The organism is Acinetobacter indicus (assembly GCF_009914475.1).
GTDB classification, from domain to species: Bacteria; Pseudomonadota; Gammaproteobacteria; order Pseudomonadales; family Moraxellaceae; genus Acinetobacter; species Acinetobacter indicus.
The window spans coordinates 2,379,825-2,402,094 of sequence record NZ_CP045198.1; the positions used below are offsets into that span (position 1 = coordinate 2,379,825).

The 22,270-nt window shown below is 49.6% G+C and carries 23 protein-coding genes; 15 read left to right on the top strand and 8 right to left on the bottom strand.

All coding sequences use genetic code 11. The annotated features are described in order from the left end of the window. Window positions 1–51 precede the first annotated feature (51 nt). Window positions 52–1,305, top strand: coding sequence for a hypothetical protein (locus GA693_RS11760; RefSeq protein ID WP_005180919.1), 1,254 nt, complete (start codon window positions 52–54; stop codon window positions 1,303–1,305). Between the two features lie 63 nt (window positions 1,306–1,368). Here GA693_RS11760 and ppk1 read toward each other — a convergent pair whose 3' ends face one another. From ppk1 to mhpT, 4 genes are all read right to left on the bottom strand, one after another. After that, window positions 1,369–3,432, bottom strand: coding sequence for a polyphosphate kinase 1 (gene ppk1, locus GA693_RS11765; protein WP_075175034.1), 2,064 nt, complete (start codon window positions 3,430–3,432; stop codon window positions 1,369–1,371). Between the two features lie 238 nt (window positions 3,433–3,670). Next, window positions 3,671–4,600: a bile acid:sodium symporter family protein gene (locus tag GA693_RS11770; protein WP_104470562.1), complete on the bottom strand. Its 930-nt coding sequence runs from the start codon at window positions 4,598–4,600 to the stop codon at window positions 3,671–3,673. A 37-nt stretch (window positions 4,601–4,637) separates the two neighbouring features. Further along, the gene (pncA, locus tag GA693_RS11775) at window positions 4,638–5,294 is read right to left on the bottom strand and encodes a bifunctional nicotinamidase/pyrazinamidase (protein WP_160240828.1); all 657 of its coding nucleotides are present in this window, start codon (window positions 5,292–5,294) and stop codon (window positions 4,638–4,640) included. Between the two features lie 145 nt (window positions 5,295–5,439). Next, window positions 5,440–6,648 carry a 3-(3-hydroxy-phenyl)propionate transporter MhpT gene (mhpT, locus tag GA693_RS11780; protein ID WP_005180930.1) on the bottom strand — a complete coding sequence of 403 codons (1,209 nt, stop codon included), beginning with the start codon at window positions 6,646–6,648 and terminating at the stop codon, window positions 5,440–5,442. 725 nt (window positions 6,649–7,373) lie between these two features. On the opposite strand from mhpT, the gene dapA reads away from it, so the two are divergent. Genes dapA through purC form a run of 3 tightly spaced genes read left to right on the top strand, consistent with a single transcriptional unit; the run spans window position 7,374 to window position 9,645 of the window. Next, complete coding sequence (gene dapA, locus GA693_RS11785) at window positions 7,374–8,270, top strand: 4-hydroxy-tetrahydrodipicolinate synthase (RefSeq protein ID WP_005180931.1); 897 nt, start codon at window positions 7,374–7,376, stop codon at window positions 8,268–8,270. A gap of 15 nt (window positions 8,271–8,285) precedes the next feature. Next, window positions 8,286–8,888 carry a lipoprotein-34 precursor (NlpB) gene (locus GA693_RS11790; RefSeq protein ID WP_160240827.1) on the top strand — a complete coding sequence of 201 codons (603 nt, stop codon included), beginning with the start codon at window positions 8,286–8,288 and terminating at the stop codon, window positions 8,886–8,888. A 37-nt stretch (window positions 8,889–8,925) separates the two neighbouring features. Beyond that, a complete protein-coding gene (purC, locus tag GA693_RS11795; RefSeq protein ID WP_005180935.1) occupies window positions 8,926–9,645 on the top strand; it encodes a phosphoribosylaminoimidazolesuccinocarboxamide synthase in 720 nt (239 codons plus the stop codon). 274 nt (window positions 9,646–9,919) lie between these two features. On the opposite strand, the gene GA693_RS11800 is transcribed toward purC, so the two are convergent. Beyond that, complete coding sequence (locus tag GA693_RS11800; protein ID WP_160240825.1) at window positions 9,920–11,188, bottom strand: replication-associated recombination protein A; 1,269 nt, start codon at window positions 11,186–11,188, stop codon at window positions 9,920–9,922. Between the two features lie 175 nt (window positions 11,189–11,363). After that, complete coding sequence (locus tag GA693_RS11805) at window positions 11,364–11,816, bottom strand: YcgN family cysteine cluster protein (RefSeq protein ID WP_016658695.1); 453 nt, start codon at window positions 11,814–11,816, stop codon at window positions 11,364–11,366. 191 nt (window positions 11,817–12,007) lie between these two features. On the opposite strand from GA693_RS11805, the gene GA693_RS11810 reads away from it, so the two are divergent. The 10 genes from GA693_RS11810 to GA693_RS11855 all read left to right on the top strand — a co-directional run bounded on the left by GA693_RS11810 (window position 12,008) and on the right by GA693_RS11855 (window position 18,863). Beyond that, on the top strand, window positions 12,008–12,166 hold the full coding sequence (locus GA693_RS11810) for a DUF1328 domain-containing protein (protein WP_005006601.1): 159 nt from the start codon (window positions 12,008–12,010) through the stop codon (window positions 12,164–12,166). A 217-nt stretch (window positions 12,167–12,383) separates the two neighbouring features. Then, window positions 12,384–13,121 carry a dienelactone hydrolase family protein gene (locus GA693_RS11815; RefSeq protein ID WP_160240823.1) on the top strand — a complete coding sequence of 246 codons (738 nt, stop codon included), beginning with the start codon at window positions 12,384–12,386 and terminating at the stop codon, window positions 13,119–13,121. Window positions 13,122–13,181: 60 nt separating this feature from the next. Then, window positions 13,182–13,547: an HIT family protein gene (locus GA693_RS11820; RefSeq protein ID WP_005180943.1), complete on the top strand. Its 366-nt coding sequence runs from the start codon at window positions 13,182–13,184 to the stop codon at window positions 13,545–13,547. 111 nt (window positions 13,548–13,658) lie between these two features. Further along, window positions 13,659–14,693, top strand: coding sequence for an A/G-specific adenine glycosylase (gene mutY, locus GA693_RS11825; RefSeq protein ID WP_160240821.1), 1,035 nt, complete (start codon window positions 13,659–13,661; stop codon window positions 14,691–14,693). Window positions 14,694–14,750: 57 nt separating this feature from the next. Beyond that, on the top strand, window positions 14,751–15,290 hold the full coding sequence (locus GA693_RS11830) for a M23 family metallopeptidase (RefSeq protein ID WP_005180945.1): 540 nt from the start codon (window positions 14,751–14,753) through the stop codon (window positions 15,288–15,290). A gap of 19 nt (window positions 15,291–15,309) precedes the next feature. After that, window positions 15,310–15,555, top strand: coding sequence for a hypothetical protein (locus GA693_RS11835; protein WP_005180946.1), 246 nt, complete (start codon window positions 15,310–15,312; stop codon window positions 15,553–15,555). Between the two features lie 21 nt (window positions 15,556–15,576). Continuing rightward, window positions 15,577–16,164: a DNA-3-methyladenine glycosylase I gene (locus GA693_RS11840; protein ID WP_016658692.1), complete on the top strand. Its 588-nt coding sequence runs from the start codon at window positions 15,577–15,579 to the stop codon at window positions 16,162–16,164. Continuing rightward, entirely contained in the window at window positions 16,161–17,183 is a 1,023-nt protein-coding gene (ahr, locus tag GA693_RS11845; RefSeq protein ID WP_160240819.1) for an NADPH-dependent aldehyde reductase Ahr, read from the top strand. Before GA693_RS11840 ends, ahr begins: the two co-directional genes overlap by 4 nt. A gap of 236 nt (window positions 17,184–17,419) precedes the next feature. Next, window positions 17,420–18,124 carry an FKBP-type peptidyl-prolyl cis-trans isomerase gene (locus GA693_RS11850; protein WP_005180950.1) on the top strand — a complete coding sequence of 235 codons (705 nt, stop codon included), beginning with the start codon at window positions 17,420–17,422 and terminating at the stop codon, window positions 18,122–18,124. A 46-nt stretch (window positions 18,125–18,170) separates the two neighbouring features. After that, a complete protein-coding gene (locus tag GA693_RS11855; RefSeq protein WP_104472308.1) occupies window positions 18,171–18,863 on the top strand; it encodes an FKBP-type peptidyl-prolyl cis-trans isomerase in 693 nt (230 codons plus the stop codon). A gap of 126 nt (window positions 18,864–18,989) precedes the next feature. On the opposite strand, the gene murJ is transcribed toward GA693_RS11855, so the two are convergent. Continuing rightward, complete coding sequence (gene murJ, locus GA693_RS11860; protein ID WP_016658690.1) at window positions 18,990–20,531, bottom strand: murein biosynthesis integral membrane protein MurJ; 1,542 nt, start codon at window positions 20,529–20,531, stop codon at window positions 18,990–18,992. 43 nt (window positions 20,532–20,574) lie between these two features. Then, complete coding sequence (gene ampD / locus GA693_RS11865; protein ID WP_016658689.1) at window positions 20,575–21,189, bottom strand: 1,6-anhydro-N-acetylmuramyl-L-alanine amidase AmpD; 615 nt, start codon at window positions 21,187–21,189, stop codon at window positions 20,575–20,577. 164 nt (window positions 21,190–21,353) lie between these two features. On the opposite strand from ampD, the gene nadC reads away from it, so the two are divergent. Continuing rightward, window positions 21,354–22,199 (top strand): carboxylating nicotinate-nucleotide diphosphorylase, encoded by an 846-nt coding sequence (gene nadC / locus GA693_RS11870; protein WP_016658688.1) that lies wholly within the window; start codon window positions 21,354–21,356, stop codon window positions 22,197–22,199. Window positions 22,200–22,270 lie beyond the last annotated feature (71 nt).

A 22,270-nucleotide genomic window follows, 5' to 3' on the forward strand; every position in this document is an offset into this window, starting at 1 on the left:
TATTGTTAGAATCATAATCGAAATTAAGTAGAATTACTTTGGAAGTTTACGTTGAATGCGCCTAGACAAGGGCTATTTGCTAGCCTACTGACCATAAGTTTTGCCTTGCATACCTTTTTACTGGTACTGGCAACGACTCACCAGCTCAATGAAAATCGGGCCAGTCAAGGCCAGCTGATCACCAGCCAGCTGGTCACAGACAGCCTGTCCGAGCTGGAACCGGCCAATACCGTTTCACTGGCGCTTCTGGCCGATCGTTATGCCACCAACCCGAGTATTGCCTCAATTCGCATTCTGAATACCAACAATCAGGTGCTGGCCACCGGTGGCCTGGCCAAAACCCGTCAGGGTGAAGTCTTTGTACGCGATGCGCTGCAAAACGAAAAGAAAGTCGGCACCATTGAAGTGACCCTGGTCAAACCAAGTATTGGCGAAATTCTGCGTACCCAGTGGATGGCGATTCTCAGTTCGCTGTTTATTCATGCCCTGCTGTGGCTGGCCTATCGTGCGATTGCCCGTCCAAGCCGTTCAGAATATCTGGCGCGTATCAACAATGAATCGCGTCTGAAACACGAAATCCAGAATCTGACCCAGGCACTGGAGCAGGAAAAACACAATACCGCATTGGCGATTGCACAGGCGCAGCAACAGGCCAAAGCCGCACCAAAACTGAAAGAAAACAAACCGGCCCCGGTTGATCAGCATACAATTTCGTTAAACATCCAGTTCTATGATCCGAAACAGTTGATGGATACGGTCAACAAAACCGTTTCGGTGCCGTATTTTAATCTATGCCAGATTTTCCTGAACAAGAGCATCGAGCTGTGTGTGCAGCACTATAAACTTAGCCAGCAGGATATCACCACGGTACAACCATTCCATGAAGATGGCGCCACCTTAAGCATGTCGGCCGATAAACCGAATGCGGCACCGTGTCTGGCGATGATTGGCACCGTGTTCCAGCTGCTGTCTGAAGTGCTGTATAAACGCTACCGTGAAGAAAAACGCTTTGTGCTGCAAACCCGCAGTGCACTGTCCAGCCCGGTCGATGCCATGCAGCTGTCTTCGGTGCAGGCGGCAGAACGCTTGGTCAGCCAGCTGTCAGCTAAGGAAAATGCGGTGCATTTACCGCATGAATTACTGAAAACCCTGTCCGATCATTATGAACTGGTCAGTATGCCAAACCCGACCAATGTGCTGACCCGGCATGCCTATATGGTCAATGGCATGGACAGTGAAGCGGCCGAACTGGCCCAGCAGTTAAGAACTGAAATTTTACGTGGCAAGCACTCTAAAGCGTCTTAAGACGCAGCAGCCGCTGTCGTCTGATCAAAATCCTGACCCGTGTCAGGATTTTTTGATAGAGGCTTAGAGTTTGAGGAGCTTTTTTTGCAGTAAATAGGCCTGTGCACTGTGCAGGGGCTGTTCCGGTTCCGGCTGCACTTTCTGCCAGTGGCCATCGGACTGCAATTCCCAGGCATTCTGGTTGTCATTTAAATAGCTGCGTAAACCATCTTCGACAATACATTTCTTGATCTTGCTGTCCAGAATCGGGAAACAGGTTTCAACCCGTGAGAACAGGTTACGTCCCATCCAGTCAGCGCTGGCACAGAACAGTTTTTTCTCGCCGCCATGTTCAAAATAATAGACGCGGGTATGTTCCAGGAAACGACCGACAATCGAACGCACCCGGATATTGTCTGACATGCCCGGCACTTGGGGAATCAGGCAGCAAATCGAACGGATAATCAGATCAACCTGCACCCCGGCCTGCGAGGCACGGTATAGCGCCGCAATCAGTTGTGGCTCGGTCAGGGCATTGACTTTAATCATGATCTGCGCGGCTTTGCCGGCCTGGGCAAATTCAATTTCCTGTTCAATCAGTTTCAGCAGTTCAGTGTGCAGGGTGAACGGCGCATGCAGCAGGTTTTTCAGTTTGGCCATTTTGCCCATGCCGGTCAGTTCCTGGAACATGCGGTGCACATCTTCACAGATATCCGGCTGGGTGGTCATCAGGCCGTAGTCGGTGTACATGCGCGCATTGCCGGCATGGTAGTTACCGGTGCCCAAGTGCACATAACGCACCAGCTGGTCCTGCTCGCGGCGTACCACCAGAATCATTTTGGCATGGGTTTTATAGCCGACAATGCCATACACCACTACCGCACCGGCTTCCTGCAGCACGTTGGCAACCATGATATTGGATTCTTCGTCGAAGCGGGCACGCAGTTCAATGACCGCAGTGACTTCCTTGCCATTACGCGCCGCTTCAGCCAGTACCTGCACAATTTCCGAGTCCGGACCACTGCGATACAGGGTCTGTTTAATTGCCAGCACATGCGGATCTTTGGCCGCTTCTTTGAGCAGGCTGATCACCGGCTGAAAAGAATCAAACGGATGATGCAGCAATACATCCTGCTTTTTCAGCACCTCAAAAATTGGTTTCTGCTTGCGAAATACCGGCGGAATCACCGGACTAAAAATCGGATATTTCAGTTCCGGACGGTCAAAACTGGTGGTGAGACGCGACAGGTTAATCGGGCCACTGGTCTGATACAGCTGCTGCTGATCCAGATCAAACTCATCTAGCAAGTAGTCAATAATACTCTGCGGGCAGTCATCTTCAATTTCCAGACGCACCGCACGGCCGAAACGGCGTGATGACAGCTCATCTTTTAAGGCCACCGCCAGATCATCGACATCTTCCGACAGAATCAGGTCGGCATTTCGGGTCACACGAAAAGCATAGCAACCGGTGGCTTTCATGCCCGGGAACAGGTCATTGATATGCTGCTGGATAATCGCCGTCAGGAAAATCTGTTCCTCACCCTCCCCGGCCACCTCAGGCGGCAAGGCAATTAAGCGCGGCAAGGAACGTGGGGCTGGCACAATCGCCATTTCAATTTCACGGCCAAAGGCGTCTTTACCTTCCAGGCTGACAATAAAGTTCAGGCTTTTATTGACCAGTCGCGGAAACGGATGTGACGGGTCCAGGCTGATTGGGGTCAGTACCGGCTGGACCTGTTTGGCAAAATACTGGGCAATCCAGGGTTTATGCTTGTCCTGAATTTGCGGATATTGAATAAAACGAATCCCGGCCTGCTGCAACTGCGGCAGAATGTCCTGATTTAAGGTGCGATATTGCAGCTCGACCGCTGCATGAATTTCTTCAGATAACTGTGCCAGCACCAGTTCGGTCGGAATTGCATCCGGGGTGCGGGTCAGGGCATTTAAATCCAGCTGTTTCATTAAACCCGCCACGCGGATTTCAAAAAACTCATCCAGATTTCGGGAAAAAATAATCAGAAAGTTTAAGCGTTCCAGCAGCGGCAGACGCTCATCCAGCGCTTGGGCCAATACCCGTTGATGGAACTCGAATAATGCCAGTTCCCGATTGAAATAGGTCATGGATGAATGCTGAAAATCGCTCATATCTCACTCTATGCTGTCTTACAACAGTCTGTTTGTGCCGCCTCTGTGAGGGCATCTTAGAAATTGAATATGACAGTTGTGTTACAAAAATGACCAAATGATGAAAATTAGCCCAAATTTGTTCAAAATAAAAATCTGTTTTTTATCATTTTTTTGTTTTTTTATCTAAGTAAAAAGACAGCATATTCAATATACTAAGGCATCCTTGCCTTGATGACAGCCGGATGACAGCTGTCCTTTATTGGCGCTGCCGGCTGGCCCAATAGGTGGCCAGTGCCGGTCCAGAAATATTGTGCCATAAACTGAAGATGGCGCTCGGCACGGCGGTCACCGGAGACGCGGCAAAATGCACCGCCGCCAAGGCCACGCCCAAGCCAGAATTCTGCATTCCGACTTCAATCGACACCGCTTTACTGTCGGCATAGGGCAATTTAAATAAACGCGCTGCCCAGAAACCAAGTAAATAGCCCAGGCCATTGTGCAGCATCACCACCGCTAAAATCAGCAAGCCGCTTTCCAGAATCTGTGCCCGGCTGCCGGCGATAATTGCCGCGACAATGGCAACAATCGCCACCACCGAAACCAGCGGCATCAGGGTAATGGAACGCTCCACCTGAGTTTTAAACAGCGCGCGCAGCAGCAGGCCCAGTACAATCGGGAACAGTACCACCTGTAAAATCGAGCTCAGCATGGACCAGGCATCAATTTCAATCCACTGGCTGGCCAGCACAAAGAAAATTGCCGGGGTCAGCAGCGGCGCCAGCAAGGTCGACACCGAAGTACAGGCCACCGACAAGGCGGTATTGCCTTTGGCCATATAGGTAATTACATTGGAAGCCGTACCACCCGGACAGCAGCCAACCAGAATCACCCCAATGGCAATTTCAGCCGGTAACCGGAACAAGGCACATAACAGATAGGCCAACAGCGGCATCACCATAAACTGCGCAACTACGCCAATCGCGACTGCTTTCGGGCTTTGCAGCACACCTTTAAAATCCTGCAGCGACATGGTCATGCCCATACCAAACATGATGATACCAAGCATCCAGGTAATATAGGCTTTTAACCAGACAAAAGCCTCTGGCTGATACATGGCAATCACTGCAAACAGCAGCACCCACAGGGCAAAAGTTTTCTGTACAAACTGGCTAAAACCTAACACCATAGACCTCGGCACGTTCTGAATGAATGATTCGGGCCAATCAGGCCAGGCTTGGCTGTGTAGCAGGCTGTAACAGGCTCAGCACATCTTTGCTATAGACCCGTTTCACCCCATGCGCCAGCATCTCCTGCCAGGCATGTTGCAATGAACCTTTCAGATCTATGCCTTTGCTGGCATCGGCAATGACAAAGGTATTAAAGCCCAGCTTGCAGGCATCTATGGCAGTCCAAGCCACGCAAAAATCGGTGGCAATGCCGGTAATAAACATCGTGTCGATGCCACGCGCTTTTAAATAGCCGGCCAGGCCGGTGGTGGTTTTCTGATCTGCTTCCATAAAGGCCGAATAGCTGTCAATTTGCGCATGAAACCCTTTGCGGATAATCAGCTGCGCCTGGGGCAAGTCCAGCGCCGGATGCAGTTCGGCATCGGCGGTACCCTGGACGCAATGTGCCGGCCACAGCACCTGCTCGCCATATTCCAGCGTCACCACCTCATACGGCTGTTTGCCCGGATGATTGTCGGCAAAAGAAATATGATTCTGCGGATGCCAGTCCTGGGTCAGGACAATATTGTCGAAGACCTGCCCCAGCTGGTTAATGATCGGAATAATCTGATCGGCATCAGCGACGGCCAAATTACCGCCCGGTGTAAATCCATTTTGTACATCTACTACGATCAATGCCGTCTGCGCTTGCATAACACCTATCCATGTTTCGCTTATTGTCAGCGTCCTAGCATATACCAAATGGATGGTTTTGTTGCAGCGGAATCATTGGACTGTACGGTGAAAACAAAACAGCCCGCATATGCGGGCTGTCTGAAGGGGTCGTTACAATGCGTGTTTAGTTTTGAATACGACGCACCAGCAGTAACATAAAGATGGCAGAGATCACGATACATGGAATCGCGGCAGAGATCACCCCTGCTGCACCAAAGCCAGCCGTTAACAGTGAACCGGCAATCGCAGGCCCGAGCATCGCACCGACACGGCCCACGGCAGACGCCACACCAATACCGGTACCACGCACTTCAGTTGGATACACAATACCACCGAAGGCATACAGTACACCCTGACAGCCAATGACGAATGCACCCACCAGCGCAGAGGCCAGATACATTTGAGTTAATGAACCTGCAGCGTTCAGTGCCAGCAGACCGGCCAGAATACCGCCGTACATCAACAGAATGACATAGGCTTTTTTCCAGCGATCGGTCAGCATACCCAAAATAACGGTACCAATCGTCGCGCTGACCATAAAGTAGAACTGTGCAGTTGCGCCTTCTTTACGCGAGAAGCCCAGTTCCTGGAACAGCGACGGTAACCAGCTCAGCATGATGTACACCACCATCAGGGTGAAGAAATAGCTGACCCAGATGAACATGGTACGGAGCAGGTTGTTCGAGTTAAACAGATCTTTAAACGAACCTTGTGGCGTAGCTTCTGCTGTCGTATTCGCAGCCTGATCTTTGGCTTTTAAATATTCCTTTGATTCTGGCAATAACCACATCATCACTGGAATGACGATAATAGGTAATAAACCGCCTAGGTAGAAAATGTTTTTCCAGTTAGAACCGAAATCGGTACTGGCAATTAACGATAAAATCGCAGCACCGACTGGCATACCACAGTACATCAGACCTACGGCACGGCCACGGTTTTGTGGTGATACCGCTTCAGAGGCCAGCGTAATCAGAATTGGCATGGCTGCACCCAGACCGGCACCGGCCAGGAAACGTACCGCCAGCAATGAGTTAAAGCTGTTGACCCATACGGTACATAAAGTAAAGACCGCAAACACGGCAGTCGACCAGATTAGCACCTGTTTACGGCCAATACGGTCTGCCACGCGTCCACCAACCAGTGCACCAGGCAATAAGCCCAGAATCCCTGCACTAAAAAACACCCCCAATTGCGAGCTATCGAGGCCAAAATGCTCACGGATACCAGCTGCGGCAATACCTGCTGCCTGGATATCCAAGCCTTCAATGACCGCAATCAAGAAACAGATGGCTACTGTCACAATCGCATGTCGATTATCTGATCTTTCCATTGGAGAATCCTTGTTTCAATCAGTGTTTATAAAAGGTTAAGGCCGCCATCATCTATGAGGATGTCCTTTGAATTAACTACCAATAAGTGGAATAAAGCGCTGGTCTGGCAAAAAATTAATAGACATTTCTTATTTTAAGACACGCAAACATATAGTTTTAGAAAGACTTAATTGAGGCATATCAATTTAAAAAAACATTAAAATCCATATAAATATCAACGGTTACAAATAAACAAACAGTCAAAATTATTATTTTCATTTAGATCTGAAAAAAATCATTCAGTAAAGTTTTAAGCAGGAAATGGCATTAAAAAAAGCCTGTTCAAATAATTTTCAGGTCTAGTTTAAGTGTTTTTTTATCTTAATTCCGACCCTTTTACCTGGTTTTCACAGCTTTTTACTGCTTTTTCCAGGCAAAATTGCTGTCCGGACAGCTTCTATAGGCCTGTGCTTACTCACCAGTTCATTCTAAAGTCGAAGATGAACCGGAACTGCTGTAAAAGCACCAACTTATGCCTTATACCGGACTGTTTTGAGCAGCGGATAAAGTTGATATTGGCTTTGACTTACGGATATTGTTCTGACACACTGAATCAGTCATAATTTGCATAAGCATTATTCAATCATGACTTATTGAATTCTGACTCAAATCAAAATACTGCAACCATCCACGTTTTCTGTTTCTACGAACTTTTGTGGATGGAAAAATAGGATATTTTTTCAAAATGACTCAGCAAGCACAGACCATTCAAGGCTCAATTGTCGCAATCGTCACCCCAATGTTAGAAGATGGCAGCGTAGATTGGAAAGGTCTCGAGAAGCTGGTTGAGTGGCACATAGAACAAGGCACGAACAGTATTGTGGCCGTGGGCACGACAGGTGAAGCCTCTACATTAAGCATGGCTGAACATACACGTGTGATTAAAGAAATCATTCGCGTGGCCAACAAACGTATCCCGGTGATTGCTGGTACTGGTGCAAACTCAACGCATGAAGCGATCGAACTGACCAGAGAAGCCAAAGAACTCGGCGCCGATGCCGCACTTCTCGTCACGCCATATTATAACAAGCCAACCCAGGAAGGGTTATATCAGCATTATAAGACTATTGCCGAAGCAGTGGATCTGCCACAAATCCTGTATAACGTTCCGGGCCGTACTGGCGTTGATATGTCCAATGAAACAGTGATTCGTCTGGCCGACATTCCACAAATTGTGGGCATTAAAGATGCCACTGGCGATGTACCACGTGGCCGTGAATTACTGGCCGGTCTGGCGGGTAAAGACATGACTGTCTATTCAGGTGATGATGCCACTGCCTATCAGTTAATGCTGGCTGGTGCCAAAGGCAATATCTCGGTTACGGCCAATGTGGCACCAAAAGTCATGAGCGAAGTTTGTGCCGCAGCCATTGCCGGCGACAATGACAGCGCTGAAGCACGTAACAATACAGTTGCAAATTTACACAATATTCTATTTTGTGAATCAAACCCAATTCCGGTGAAATGGGCACTTCATGAAATGGGCTTAATTGGTACCGGCATCCGCCTGCCATTAACGCCACTTGCAGAACAATATCGCGCACCGTTACGTGAAGCTTTACAGGCTTCGGGTGTCATTTAATAAGAGCACAATATTATGCAATTACGTTTTGGTTTAATCGCTGCACTTTCAGTGGTAAGTTTGGCAGGTTGTAGTTCTTTAGCCATCAGCAATGGCTCTCTGGATTATAAAGACACCACCACCCTTGCGCCCTTACAATATCCTGAAGGTACTGTGGCCCGACCAGCAACGCCATTGTATCCTGCACCAACGGTTGACCCACTGGCCATTGAACATGCACCGAAGCTGGAAAACAGCCGTGGCAACCGTTTCGCACTTCCTCGTCCTCCAGCCGTAGAGCCGACTCAGGCCGCTGCTGTACAGGACAACACCGCGCCAGGTCGTCCACAACCGGTTGTAGATGGAAATCAAAATCCACTGCTCAAAATAGATGGAAATTCTGCTACAATTTGGCAGTATACGCTTGCCACACTCAGCAGCCTGAACCATAGCATTATTGGTCAGAGCAAAAACCGTTACGAAGTCACCATCTCGGTCGATCAACAGACCTACGTCTTAAGACTCACCTCTGTCGGTACAAGTAACAACCTGGCTGTGTTCAACGCCGACAACAGTTTTGCAGACAAAGAAAAAGCTGCAGACCTGTTGGCCCAGATTTACCAAAATTGGCCAGCCTAGACATTACTAGGCATTTTTTTCTGAAAAAGGTTCCCTCATGTTAAAACAAACCTTGCTCTATACTGGTAAAGCGAAATCTGTTTATACCACAGATAGTGAAGACCACCTGATTTTAGTCTTTCGTGACGATGCCTCTGCGTTCAATGGCGAAAAGATCGAACAACTAGATCGTAAAGGTAAGGTGAACAACCGTTTTAACGCCTTTATTATGGAAAAACTGGCTGAAGCCGGTATCGAAACGCATTTTGAAAAACTGCTGACCCCAAATGAAGTGCTGGTGAAAAAGCTGAGCATGATTCCGGTTGAATGCGTAATCCGTAACTATGCAGCTGGTTCTCTGTGCCGTCGCCTCGGTGTCGAAGAAGGCAAGGAACTGACCCCGCCAACATTTGAACTGTTCTTTAAAGATGATGCCTTAGGCGATCCAATGGTCAATGAATCTCAAGCGATTGCGCTGGGTTGGGCGACTGCTGAGCAGCTGGCACAAATGAAAGAACTGACTTACAAAGTTAACGATGTACTAAAAGCCCTGTTTGATGCCGGCAACATGATTCTGGTCGATTTCAAACTTGAATTTGGTGTATTCCACGACCGTATCGTGCTGGGTGATGAATTCTCTCCAGACGGCTGCCGTCTATGGGACAAAGACACCAAGAAAAAACTCGACAAAGACCGTTTCCGTCAAGGTTTAGGCGGTGTGGTTGAAGCGTATGAAGAAGTTGCGGCACGTTTAGGCATCAACCTCGACAATATCTGATCATCTCCAAGATGAACGATAAAAAAACCGGATCAGCTGATCCGGTTTTTTATTGGCTGAGTTTTCTCGCTCTCAATCGAAAAAACAAATTCAACTTATAAAAATGATCGTTTTTACATATTTTTAGTTTTGACCTATGCTTAAGCACATAGGCAAGACACGGTAAATTTTACAGTGACTGCCGATCAGTTTCGTTAATCCTCGCGGATGTTCTCTCCCAATCTAACATCCAGTTTGGCCCAATTCATCCCTCTGAATTGGGCTTTTTTTATTGCTACTGTTGCTGCTGCATCCAGCGCCGCTGCTGTAAACGCTCGGCTTCAACTTCGCGTTTATTGCGCGCCGATTCATACAGCTTGGTGCCTTTTAATTCTGGCGGCAAATAATCCTGCAATACAAAATGCTCCGGATAATTGTGCGGATACAGATAATCCACCCCGTAGCCCTGCTCTTTCATCAGCTTGGTCGGCGCATTACGCAAATGTAACGGTACCGGCAAATTGGCGGTTTTTTCCGCCAAGTCCAGCGCCTTGTTAATGGCCAGATAGGTACTGTTACTTTTGGCACTGGTGGCCAGATAGACTGCACATTGGCCCAGAATAATCCGCGCTTCCGGCATACCAATCACCTGCACTGCGCGGAAACATTCACCGGCCAGCAACAAGGCATTTGGGTTGGAATTGCCAATATCTTCCGAGGCAGCAATTAGCATACGCCGCGCAATAAACAGCGGGTCTTCTCCACCCTTGAGCATGCGCGCCATCCAGTACAGAGTCGCATCCGGGTCACTGCCGCGAATCGACTTAATAAAGGCCGAGACCAGATCATAATGCTGCTCGCCAGATTTGTCGTAACGGGCAATATTCTGCTGCGCCACTTTCACGACCAGGGCATTGTTAATACTGTTTTCTGTGTCCGGCTCAAAGGTGCCGGCAATCAGCTCGAGTAAATTCAGCGCCTTACGTGCATCACCCGCCGCAAACTGCACCAGTGCTTCAAACTCTTCAATCTGGATATAACGTTCTTTTAAGAAGCTATCATTCTGGACGGCCTGGGTCAGCAGCTGCTGGATGGCCTCGGCACTCAGTGCATTTAAGATATAGACCTGGCAGCGCGACAGCAAGGCACTGTTCACCTCAAAAGACGGGTTTTCCGTGGTGGCACCAATCAGGGTAATTTTGCCCTTCTCGACCGCATTTAATAAGGCATCCTGCTGGGATTTATTAAAGCGGTGAATCTCGTCAATAAACACCACCGGCGTTAGTAAATCGCCGCCATCGGCAATCACTTCACGTAATTCCTTAACCCCGGTATTGAGCGCAGACAGACTGACAAAAGGACGATCAACCGCCTGCGCCAGCAACAAGGCAATGGTGGTTTTTCCAACGCCAGGTGGCCCCCAGAAAATAATCGAGGGCAAATGGCCCTGATCAATCATTTGGCGTAACGGGGCCTGCTCCCCCAGAAGATGATCTTGACCGATAATCTGCGACAGATCGCGCGGGCGCAAACGTTCAGGAAGTGGAATATGGCTGTCTGACATAGAAGGTTTTCTGTACAAAGCTGCGGCTGAGTGTACTATGTTATGGCAAAATGAAGTATTTCAATAGCCGATTTTTTAGCGCTTGCTGCGGGAAACTCAGCCTGAGTGTCGGCAGTTGTTTTTATCAGGTTTAAATCGCCAATTTTGCTCTTAAAGATACAGACGGCCTAAAAATTTAACGTACCCAGCGCACAATATAGTCTTCAATTTCTTCTTCATTGACTTCCGTTTCAGAAATACAGCGGCCAGCGGCCGATTTTTTGGCGCGAATCACGCTCTGACGTGAACCGGTATTTAAATAATGCCAGGACGGCAGGTTTTTACCTTCTTTTAAACGGCGATAGGCACAGCTTGGCGGTAGCCAGTGAATACTGTCCAGCTTTTCCGGCGTCAGCTGAATACAGTCCGGTACCTGTTGCTGCCGGTTCGGATAGTCCGAACAGCGGGCGGTCGTACAATCCAGCAGCTTGCAGGCCACTTTGGTATAAGCCACTTCATGACTGTCTTCATCTTCCAGTTTAACCAGGCAACATAAACCGCAGCCATCACACAGCGCTTCCCATTCTGCCTGGGTTAAGGCTGTTAACGGATAGTTTTTCCAGAATTGGGGACGAAGCTGATCAGACATGATGCACAACACTACAAAATAACCGGTCTATTATAACAGTCTTCTACAAAAGCATGTGCTATGTCATAGATACAATAGAATCATAGACTTAAATAAATAGTTGAACACTTAATAAACAAAAGCAAAACAATCAAATCAGCGACTTGTCCCTATACTTGATCAAGAAGTATAAAAACACATGGAGAAAAATTATGTTTCGTTGGGCCATTATCTTCGCTGTAATCGCACTTATTGCCAGTCTACTCGGTTTCGGTGGTGTCGCTGGTTTATCTAAAGATTTCGCGGTCATTCTGCTGGTTATTGCTGTTATTCTGGCAATTGTCGGCTTCCTGTCCCGCGGCAAGGTATAGTTTCTTATACCCTGACCCTCACAAAAAAGAAGGATGCAAATCCTTCTTTTTTTATGCCTGTGTTTAGACCGACAGCAGATACAGACAGATTATTCTTTGAAAAATAACTTAAAAATATTTTCTCACATTTGTTTAGGCCCATTGAAATGTTTTTCAAACCGCTGTCTCATTTTTATGTTTTAATCGAATTATTTCAAAAAACACAAGGATTGGACGCATGACTTTAGCAATCAAAACTCGCGAAATTCAGTATACGGCGGCAGATGGTAGCCAGTTGGTCGGTTATTTTGCTGCACCCGAAACCGATGCACCAGTCGCGGGTGTGATTGTGGCACCGGAATGGTGGGGCCGAAATGAATATATTGAACAGCGTACCCGCGAACTGGCAGAACACGGTTATGCCGCCCTGGCCATTGATATGTATGGCGACAAGAAAAATACCACCACGGCTGCCCAGGCCAATGAATGGATGAGCCAGACCTTTGAAGACCCGAATACAATTGTGACTCGTGCGTCTGCGGCTTTGGACACTTTAGCTGCCCAACCGGAAGTAAATCAGGCTAAACTGGCAGCCATTGGCTTCTGTTATGGCGGCAAAGTGGTGCTGGATTTGGTCCGTTCAGGCGCCAACCTGCAAGCCGTTGCGACTTTCCATGCCATTCTGGCGGCCAGAGAACCAGCGCAGGAAGGCAAGGTACAGGCAGAAATTCTGGTGCTGCATGGTGAACTGGACAGCATGGTAACGCTGGATGATGTGGCCAGCTTCCGTGAAGAAATGCACGCTGCCCAGGTAGAACATGACGTGATTGTGTTTGAAGATGCCAAGCACGGCTTTAGTAACCCGCTGGCCGATGAACGTGCCAAAGCCAATGGCGTCGACCTCGGCTATAGCCCGGTAGCAGAACAGCAAAGCCTGGATGCCATGTACCAATTATTACAACGCCGTTTGGCCTGATTCTGGCATGAGGCCATATATATTGAAAAAGATTAATGAATTTGAATAGAGGATAGAAGAATGACCGAACAAGACTGCCCATATTGCAACTTTGATGAATATGATGTCATTGCCAAAAATGATTATGGCGTGATTCTACCCGAACCGAACGCATTGTCTAAAGGCCACTGTGTCATTATCCCTCTACGTCATGTAAGTTCTTTTTTTGATGTTACCGACAAAGAACGTAAAAGCCTGATGTCGCTGCTGGAACTGGCGCGGAATGAATTACAGCTGCGCCATCAACCGGCGGGCTTTCATGTCGGCTTTAACGATGGCGATGTGTTTGGCAGCCCATCGCAGCATTTGCATATCCACATTATTCCACGCTATGAAGGTCAAATCCTCAAGCTGGACCAACGCTGGGGGATGAGCGGCAGCATCTAAGCCTTACCGCTACCAAAACAGAAGGTGATGCCGCGGCATCACCTTTTTTATTGCCTGCTGCATCGGCAAGATTTGGGTATACTAGGCGACTGCTTAACAGTTCCGGTTCTCATGTCTGCCTTTTCTTTTTCCCATGCCCTGCTTTCCTGGTTTGATGTACACGGTCGCCATGACCTGCCCTGGCAGGTGGCCGATAACCCGTATAAAGTCTGGGTATCGGAAATCATGCTGCAGCAGACCCAGGTCAAAACCGTGCTGCAATATTTCGAGCGCTTTATTCAGCGTTTTCCCGATGTGGAAAGCTTAGGCCGTGCCTCCTGGGATGAAGTGGCGCCATACTGGGCCGGACTCGGTTACTATGCCCGGGCACGCAATCTGCATAAAGCGGCCGGCATAGTGGCCCAGCAAGGACATTTTCCGGAAAATCTGGAACAGTGGATGGCCCTGCCCGGCATTGGCCGCTCGACCGCAGGCGCACTGATGTCTTTGGGTCTCAGACAATACGGCGTAATTATGGATGGCAACGTCAAACGGGTGCTGGCGCGGTTTTTTGCCATTGAAGATGATCTGTCCAAACCGGTACATGAACGGGCCTTGTGGCAGCTGGCAGAACAACTGTGCCCGACCGAGCGTAATCATGACTACACCCAGGCGATTATGGACCTCGGTGCCACCATCTGTACCCCGAAAAAACCCTTATGTCTGTACTGCCCGATGCAGCAGCACTGCAAGGCTCACCAGCAGGGCCTAGAAGCCGAATTACCATTTAAAAAACCGAAAAAAGCGGTGCCTGTGAGACAGGCCCAGGTATTGCTCTTACACAGTGATGGCCAGTGGCTCTGGCAGCAGCGGCCAAATAGCGGCCTCTGGGGCGGATTATGGTGCCTGCCGATTATTGATGATCCAGCGCAGTTTCAGGTGCTCTGTCAGCGTCTGGGCCTGAAACAGCGACAACAGCAGCTGCAGATTTCACACAGCTTTACCCACTTTACCTGGCTGCTGGATGCCAGTGTAATTCCGGTCGAGCCGGACCAGCAGGAACATCTGGCGATTGAGCTGGACGCCGAATGGATGACGCCGGCACAGGCCACTGCACGTGGACTGCCGACCGCCATGAAAAAATTGATCTCGGCCGCCGATTTATGACATAGTCAAAGACTGGAATTCGAATACCATCGACATAATAATCATCAGGGAGATGCTGTGCTTCGCTCGATTTCACTCTGCTGTGTTTTCTTCAGTCTGATTCTGCTAGCGGCCTGTACCTCGGCACCGAAAAAACCTGCGGCCCCCCTACCGCCGGCCATGGTCAAAAAACTGCAGCACATGCCGCTTAAAACCCGCTTGCCAGTGCCGGTACAGGGCGTCAAACGTCAGCACTTGCAAGATACCTGGGGCGCGTCACGCAGTCGCGGCCGCCTGCATGAAGGCATTGATATTCTGGCACCACGCGGCAGCAAGGTGTACAGCGCCACCGAAGGCCTCATTGCCGACTTACGCAATAACAATTTGGGTGGTAAAGTGGTATGGATTCTGGGACCGGGCGGCAGCTGGCATTATTATGCCCATCTGGACCGGCATAAACGTGGCCTGAAGGTCGGAGATTATGTCAAGAAAGGCGATCTCATTGGCTATGTCGGCAATAGCGGCAACGCCCGCCATACCGCGCCGCATCTGCATTATGGCCTGTATTTAAATGGCAAAGGTCGCGGTGCAGTCAATCCCTATCCCTATTTACGTTAGTTTGCTTTAGGAAGTGTACATGTCAGAAGCATTGATCAATCGACTGGTCGAATTTGCCGAATCCGGGAATCAACAGAAAATTATGTTGAACGGCCAGAGTCATCAGGGCTGGATCATGGAAATTACTGAAGATGCACTTCTGATCAGCACCGGCTATGCCGATAAATCCGGCAAGGATGTCTGGATTGCCTTTGCCGATCTGCCTCAGGCGGAATTGTCTTACTGGGATAACCGTCAGGATCAATGGGTTCATTTCCAGCTTTAAACCCGTACAGGAGCATCATCTATGGATCGAACACGCTGCGGCTGGTGCTCCGAAGATCCGCTCTATATCGCCTACCACGACCAGGAATGGGGCCGCCCGCTTCACGATGAAGCGCAGCTGTTTGAAATGCTATGTCTGGAAGGCCAGCAGGCCGGTCTGGCCTGGATTACCGTGCTCAAAAAACGCGAATGTTACCGTCAGCATTTTTTTCAATATTCCATTGCCGATATTGCCGCGTTGTCTGATCAGGCCTTGCAGGACAAATTACAGGATCGCGGATTAATCCGGCATCCGGCCAAACTCGCAGCCATCCGCACCAATGCTCAGGCCTGGCTCCAGCTGCAGCAGCAAGGTATCAATCTGGTCGACTGGCTGTGGCAATTTGTCGATCATCAGCCCGAGCAGCATACCGTGCCCGATTATCGCAGCGCCCCGACCTATACTGCAGCCAGTGTGGCACTGTCTAAAGCTTTAAAAAAGCAGGGCTTTCAATTTGTTGGCCCCACCATCTGTTATGCCTTTATGCAGGCCGTCGGCATGGTCAACGACCATGAAGATCACTGCGCCTTTAAATCTCTTCCCCCTTTAGCCGAGGAGCACTCATCATGAGCAACACTACCATTCGTGCCTATGCCGCCATGCAACCCGGTGAAGCGCTGGTGCCATATCAGTTTGATGCTGGCGAACTGTTGCCGCATCAGGTCGAAGTTCAGGTGGAATATTGTGGCCTGTGCCATTCCGATTTATCGGTGATTAACAATGACTGGCGTTCTTCGGTCTATCCGGTGGTGGCCGGGCATGAAATTATTGGTACCATTGTCCAGTTAGGAAGTGAAGCCAAAGGATTATCTGTGGGCCAGCGCGTTGGCATTGGCTGGACGGCAGAAAGCTGCCAGCACTGTGATCCGTGCCTGTCCGGCCGGCAGGTGCAATGTACCGGCGATAGTGTCGCCACCATTGTCGGACATGCCGGCGGTTTTGCCGATAAGGTCCGCGCCGGCTGGCAATGGGTCATTCCCTTACCGGATGATCTGGATGCGGAAAGTGCCGGCCCGCTGCTCTGTGGCGGTATTACCGTATTTGATCCGATCATTAAGCACCAGATTCAGGCGGTGCATCATGTCGGGGTGATTGGAATTGGCGGCCTTGGACATATTGCCATTAAACTGCTCAAAGCTTGGGGCTGTGAAATTACGGCCTTCAGTTCCAACCTGGAGAAAACCGCAGAGTTAAAAGCCATGGGCGCCGATCATGTGGTGAATAGCCGTGACAGCGCTGCCCTGAAAGCCCAGCGCGGCAAGTTTGACCTGATTTTAAGTACGGTGAATGTTAGCCTGGACTGGCCGGTATATCTGTCTGCCCTGGCACCAAATGGTACGCTGCATATGCTGGGCCTGACCTTAGAGCCGTTACAGGTCTCGGCCGGTGCGTTAATTGGTGGTGGCAAAGCGGTGACGGGTTCATCGACCGGTTCACCATCGACCTTGCGCCAGCTACTGCAATTTGCCGCCCGCAAACAGCTGGCGCCGCAGGTTGAAGTGTTCCCGATGTCGCAGATTAACGAGGCAATTGAACATTTACATGCTGGCCGGGCGCGTTACCGGGTGGTGCTGAAAGCAGATTTTTAATCTGCTTTGAAGCCAAATCTATAATAGATACAATTACTCACGAATAAATTGGGCCGCCTCTGCGGCTGGCCTCGATTGTATAAAAAATGTGTTAGATATTCAGTCTGTTATGGCATATGCTTAACGATGCGCATATATTAATTAGCCAAACCGAATGATTGATGTCAGCGGTTTGATTCAAAAAGTCTGCTAACATGAAAGCAGCTTTGACACGATAAAATGATTTGAGAAAACCTATGAGTAAAGCCTTACCCATTGCTGTTGCTGTAATTTTAGGCGGTGCTGCACTTGTTCCTGTTTATTATGCAACTCAACACCCTGCCACTGTATCCTCAAAAGCATCTGCAAATGCGTCTGCGGTTGAAAAAATCAGCTATGCATTAGGCTATGAAGTTGCCCATCAAACTCCACCAGAGCTGGACATTAACAGCTTTGTGACTGGTGTCCGTGAAGGTCATGCGCGTCAGCAGCCAGCCTATACTGAAGAAGAATTACAAAAGGCCTATGAACAGTTCCAGCAGGAACTGCAACAAAAACAGGCTGATCAGGCCCAGCAGGCACAAACGGCCAGCGATGCCTTCCTGACTGAAAATGCCAAACAGGCAGGGGTACAAACCACCGCGTCAGGTCTGCAATATAAAATTACCCAGCAAGGCAATGGCAAACAGCCAACGGCCAGCTCTGTGGTAAAAGTACACTACACCGGTAAACTGGTCGATGGCAAAGTATTTGACAGCTCGGTTGAGCGTGGTGAACCAATCGAGTTCCCGTTAAACCAGGTGATTCCAGGCTGGACCGAAGGTCTGCAACTGATGAAAGAAGGCTCGAAAGCCACGCTGTATATCCCGTCACAACTGGGTTATGGCGAACAGGGCGTGCCGGGCATGATTCCACCAAACAGCACCCTGATCTTTGATGTTGAGCTGATTGAAGTAAAATAAAAACAAGGAGAGCCTGGCTCTCCTTCGTTGTTTAGGGACCCATAATATGAAAAAAACGATCACCCTGCTCGGCCTCGCCCTGTGTAGCGCGGCCACACTGGCTCAACCGGTGACCACCAAAAGCTCCACTGAACAGCAGGTGGGCTACAGCTTTGGTTATTTAATGGGGCGCAGCAATGTCGACACCTTAAAAGGTATGGATCTGGATGCCTTTGTGGCGGGTTTAAAAGCCGCCTCACTGGGCCAGCAAGCCAGCCTGAGCGATGAAGACATGGCCCGTATTCTGACCCAGTTCAAAAAGCAGGCCGAAGCCAAACAGCTGATTGAGCTGAAACAGCGCGCTGAAGCCAATGACATGATTGGCAAGGCCTTTCTGGCAGAAAACTCGCGTAAGGATGGGGTGAAAGTCACTTCATCGGGGCTGCAATATCTGGTCTTGCAATCCGGTTCCGGAAAAAAACCGAAGGCCAGCTCCAAAGTACGCGTGCATTATGAAGGCCGCCTGATTGATGGCACCGTGTTTGATAGCTCGATGGCACGGCAGCAACCGGCTGAATTTCAGGTCACACAAGTCATTCAGGGCTGGACCGAAGGGCTGCAACTGATGCGTGAAGGAGCCAAATACCGCTTCTTTATTCCAGCGAATCTGGGCTATGGCCAGATTGGTTCTGGCGATGCGATTGAACCGAACAGCACCCTGATTTTTGATGTCGAACTGCTGGAAGTGATCAATAAATAAAGATGCTTGTGCTGCTCATGCAGCCTCATCTTTCAATAAAAGCCCATAAAAAAACCCTTTGAGACTCAACGGCTCAAAGGGTTCTTTTATAGGAGCTGAACATCTTTCGCGCTCAGCTCTCAGTAATTAAGGTTTTAAATGACGCGGTCTAAAACCAGTGGCCAGCAGACCAAGAGCATAAGCTGCCACACCCACCACACACAGCAGTAGTACTTCCAGCACACGCATCCATTGCGATACATCACCGTTATACCAGCTCAAGGCGTACCATAAGGCAGCCACCATCACCGCATTGGCCGTGCCAAACTGGAACAGCAGTTTTTTCCAGTGCCCACCAAAACGGAAAATATCGCGTTTATGCAAATAGAAATACAGCATACCGGCATTGACCAGCGCGGAACCTGAAGATGCCAGTGCCAGCGCCATGTGCTCGGCTTCCCAGTCAATCAGTTTAAACAGCCCAATAAACACCACGTTTAAAATGGCATTGGCTGCCACCGCCATTAAACCGACCCGAACCGGGGTGCGGGTATCCTGCTGGGCATAAAAGCCCGGAGCAAAAACTTTAATCAGCATAAAGGCGATGACCCCGGCACTCATACATTGCAGGGCCAAGGCCGTCATCTGGGTATCTTCCCAGGTGAACTGGCCGCGCTGGAACAGGGCCTGAATAATTGGGGTCGACAGCATAAACAGTGCAATACTGGCAGGCACACCAGCCAGCACAATAATTTTCGCCGCCCAGTCCATCATGCCACGGAATTTTTCCTGATTCTGCTCGGCATGGCGCGCCGACAAGGATGGTAAAATCACCGTACCAATTGCCACCCCAATCAGGCCCAGCGGCAACTCGGTCATCCGTTCGGCACTGTACAGCCACGATACCGAACCATCCTGCATAAATGACGCCCAGATGGTGTTCAGCAACAGGTTAATCTGGGTCACCGACACCCCAAACAGGGCCGGCAGCATCAGCTTCATAATGCGTTCGACGCCTTCATGCTTGAAGTCGATTTTTGGCGGAATCAGCAGCTTTTTACGCCACAATTCCGGAATCTGGATCGCCAGCTGCAAGGCTCCGGCAATAATCACCGCCCAGCCCAAGGCCATAATCGGCTCGGCCATATACGGCGTTAGCCACAGGGCTCCGGCAATCATGGCCAGATTCAGCAACACCGGTGCAAAGGCCGGCGTGGTAAAGGAGCCATAACTGTTTAAGATGCTGCTGGCAAAAGCGGTCAGCGACATAAACAGCAAATAGGGAATGGTCAGGCGGAACATGTCCGTGGCCAGCGCAAATTTTTCCGGATCACTATGGAAACCCGGCGCATAAACGTACATCACCGCCGGCGCCGCCACCATAGCAGCCAGTGTCAGCAGGCTCATCACCGAGGCCAGACAGCCAAACACCCGGCTAATCAGAATCTGCACTTCGGCATGGGTGCGGCTGGTTTTATATTCGGTCAGAACCGGAATAAAGGCCTGGGAAAATGCCCCTTCAGCAAACAGTCGCCTGAAAAAGTTCGGGATACGAAAGGCCACCACAAAGGTATCGAAATCCTTTCCCGCACCAAACACATTTAATAACACAATATCCCGCACCAGTCCCAACACCCGGGACAGCATGGTCATCGCACTGACAATAAAGGTCGATCGCCAAAGCGCCATCGGAACCACCCAAATAAAAATTTAGCCGCTATTGTAAAGAAACCTAAGCACAAGTTTCGTTATGAATTGATGAAGATGCTGCTTCTATCCTGCTGTTGCAGTCACGCAGTAAAGACCGGAACCGGCTCCAGTCAAAATAAGGTCCCGGATCGGTCTTGCGCCCCGGGGCAATATCGGAATGTCCAGCCAGATGACGCTGGATTTTCGGATAGGCCTGCTGCAAGGCCGACACCACTTCCGCCAGTACCTGATACTGGATCGCTTCAAAGGGCAGATCATCACTGCCTTCCAGTTCAATGCCAATGGAATAATCATTACATTCCGGCTTGGCCAGATAACTGGAACGTCCGGCATGCCAGGCGCGGTCATTGAAATTGACACATTGCAGCACTTCGCCGCTACGCAAAATCAGCAGATGCGCCGAGACCTGCATCCCTTCAATGGTCTGAAAGTAAGGATGCGCCGACCAGTCCAGCCGGTTTTGAAAAAACTGTTCGATATAACCGCCGCCAAACTGTGATGGCGGCAAACTGATATTGTGAATCACCACCAGCTGAATTTCGGTCTGCTGCGGACGCTGGTTAAAATTCGGTGAAGGCACCTGCCGCGCACCTTTTAACTGTCCCTGGATGACCTGAAAAGAAGCCGCCTGCTGCATAGAATGATCCTGATATTTTTTTCAGTATAAAAATTTAGCCCATCCTAAAACTTTCAGCTGAAAATCTCAAATCAGACAAAAAAGCCGCGAAAAAGCGCATCGGGCCAGCCGAACAGTGCTAATATATCGCGCAATTTTCATGGGTAAAGAGATAAGGACAGGCAATGAGCATACCACAATCTTTATTGGAGCAATCTATCCAGATCAATATTCAGCAGGCCCTGCAGGAAGATATTGGCGAGGCAGATATTACCGCTTTACTTACCCCGGAAGATGAACAGGCCACCGCCACCATTATCAGCCGTGAAGACATGGTGCTGGCCGGTCAGCCTTGGGTGAATGCCTTAATCCAGCAGTACGATCCAAGCGTTCAGATTGAATGGCTGAAACAGGATGGTGATCGCGTGGCGGCCAATGAAGCCTTTTTAAAGCTGGCCGGTTCTGCGCGCAGTTTATTGACCGTGGAGCGCCCTGCCCTTAACTTTGTCCAGACCCTATCGGCCGTGGCCACCAAAACCGCTGAATATGTGAAACAGCTCGATGGCCTGCACACCAAACTGCTGGATACCCGTAAAACCTTGCCGGGTCTGCGGATTGCACAAAAATATGCGGTCACTGTAGGCGGCGGCCAAAACCATCGTCTGGGGCTGTTTGATGCCTTCCTGATTAAAGAAAACCATATTATGGCTGCTGGCGGTATTGCCCAGGCCATTGCCAAAGCCCATCAAATTGCACCGGGCAAACCGGTGGAAGTAGAAGTTGAAACCTGGGATGAGCTGAATCAGGCTCTGGACGCTCAGGCCGATATCGTGATGCTGGATAACTTTAGCCAGCAACAGATGATTGATGCAGTCAAGCATGTGGCCGGTCGCTGCAAACTGGAAGCATCGGGCAATATCACCATTGCCAACCTGCGTGAAGTGGCCAGCACTGGTGTCGATTATATTTCTATGGGCGCTCTGACCAAAGATGTCAAAGCGGTCGATTTATCCATGCGTTTTAATGCTTAATCGCAATTCGATATTTGTCGATAACGAAAAAAGGTGCCTCATGAGGCACCTTTTTTATTCATTTAGGGTGA

Bases quoted from the DNA above. Each gene is read 5' to 3' on its own strand.
- GA693_RS11790 (WP_160240827.1), top strand. From the start codon at position 8,286: ATGCAATTACGTTTTGGTTTAATCGCTGCACTTTCAGTGGTAAGTTTG.
- pncA (WP_160240828.1), bottom strand. From the start codon at position 5,294: ATGCAAGCGCAGACGGCATTGATCGTAGTAGATGTACAAAATGGATTT.
- GA693_RS11815 (WP_160240823.1), top strand. From the start codon at position 12,384: ATGACTTTAGCAATCAAAACTCGCGAAATTCAGTATACGGCGGCAGAT.
- GA693_RS11855 (WP_104472308.1), top strand. From the start codon at position 18,171: ATGAAAAAAACGATCACCCTGCTCGGCCTCGCCCTGTGTAGCGCGGCC.
- mhpT (WP_005180930.1), bottom strand. From the start codon at position 6,648: ATGGAAAGATCAGATAATCGACATGCGATTGTGACAGTAGCCATCTGT.
- GA693_RS11840 (WP_016658692.1), top strand. From the start codon at position 15,577: ATGGATCGAACACGCTGCGGCTGGTGCTCCGAAGATCCGCTCTATATC.
- purC (WP_005180935.1), top strand. From the start codon at position 8,926: ATGTTAAAACAAACCTTGCTCTATACTGGTAAAGCGAAATCTGTTTAT.
- GA693_RS11770 (WP_104470562.1), bottom strand. From the start codon at position 4,600: ATGGTGTTAGGTTTTAGCCAGTTTGTACAGAAAACTTTTGCCCTGTGG.
- mutY (WP_160240821.1), top strand. From the start codon at position 13,659: ATGTCTGCCTTTTCTTTTTCCCATGCCCTGCTTTCCTGGTTTGATGTA.
- GA693_RS11820 (WP_005180943.1), top strand. From the start codon at position 13,182: ATGACCGAACAAGACTGCCCATATTGCAACTTTGATGAATATGATGTC.
- GA693_RS11800 (WP_160240825.1), bottom strand. From the start codon at position 11,188: ATGTCAGACAGCCATATTCCACTTCCTGAACGTTTGCGCCCGCGCGAT.
- ahr (WP_160240819.1), top strand. From the start codon at position 16,161: ATGAGCAACACTACCATTCGTGCCTATGCCGCCATGCAACCCGGTGAA.
- nadC (WP_016658688.1), top strand. From the start codon at position 21,354: ATGAGCATACCACAATCTTTATTGGAGCAATCTATCCAGATCAATATT.
- GA693_RS11850 (WP_005180950.1), top strand. From the start codon at position 17,420: ATGAGTAAAGCCTTACCCATTGCTGTTGCTGTAATTTTAGGCGGTGCT.
- GA693_RS11810 (WP_005006601.1), top strand. From the start codon at position 12,008: ATGTTTCGTTGGGCCATTATCTTCGCTGTAATCGCACTTATTGCCAGT.
- ampD (WP_016658689.1), bottom strand. From the start codon at position 21,189: ATGCAGCAGGCGGCTTCTTTTCAGGTCATCCAGGGACAGTTAAAAGGT.
- dapA (WP_005180931.1), top strand. From the start codon at position 7,374: ATGACTCAGCAAGCACAGACCATTCAAGGCTCAATTGTCGCAATCGTC.
- GA693_RS11805 (WP_016658695.1), bottom strand. From the start codon at position 11,816: ATGTCTGATCAGCTTCGTCCCCAATTCTGGAAAAACTATCCGTTAACA.
- murJ (WP_016658690.1), bottom strand. From the start codon at position 20,531: ATGGCGCTTTGGCGATCGACCTTTATTGTCAGTGCGATGACCATGCTG.
- ppk1 (WP_075175034.1), bottom strand. From the start codon at position 3,432: ATGAGCGATTTTCAGCATTCATCCATGACCTATTTCAATCGGGAACTG.
- GA693_RS11835 (WP_005180946.1), top strand. From the start codon at position 15,310: ATGTCAGAAGCATTGATCAATCGACTGGTCGAATTTGCCGAATCCGGG.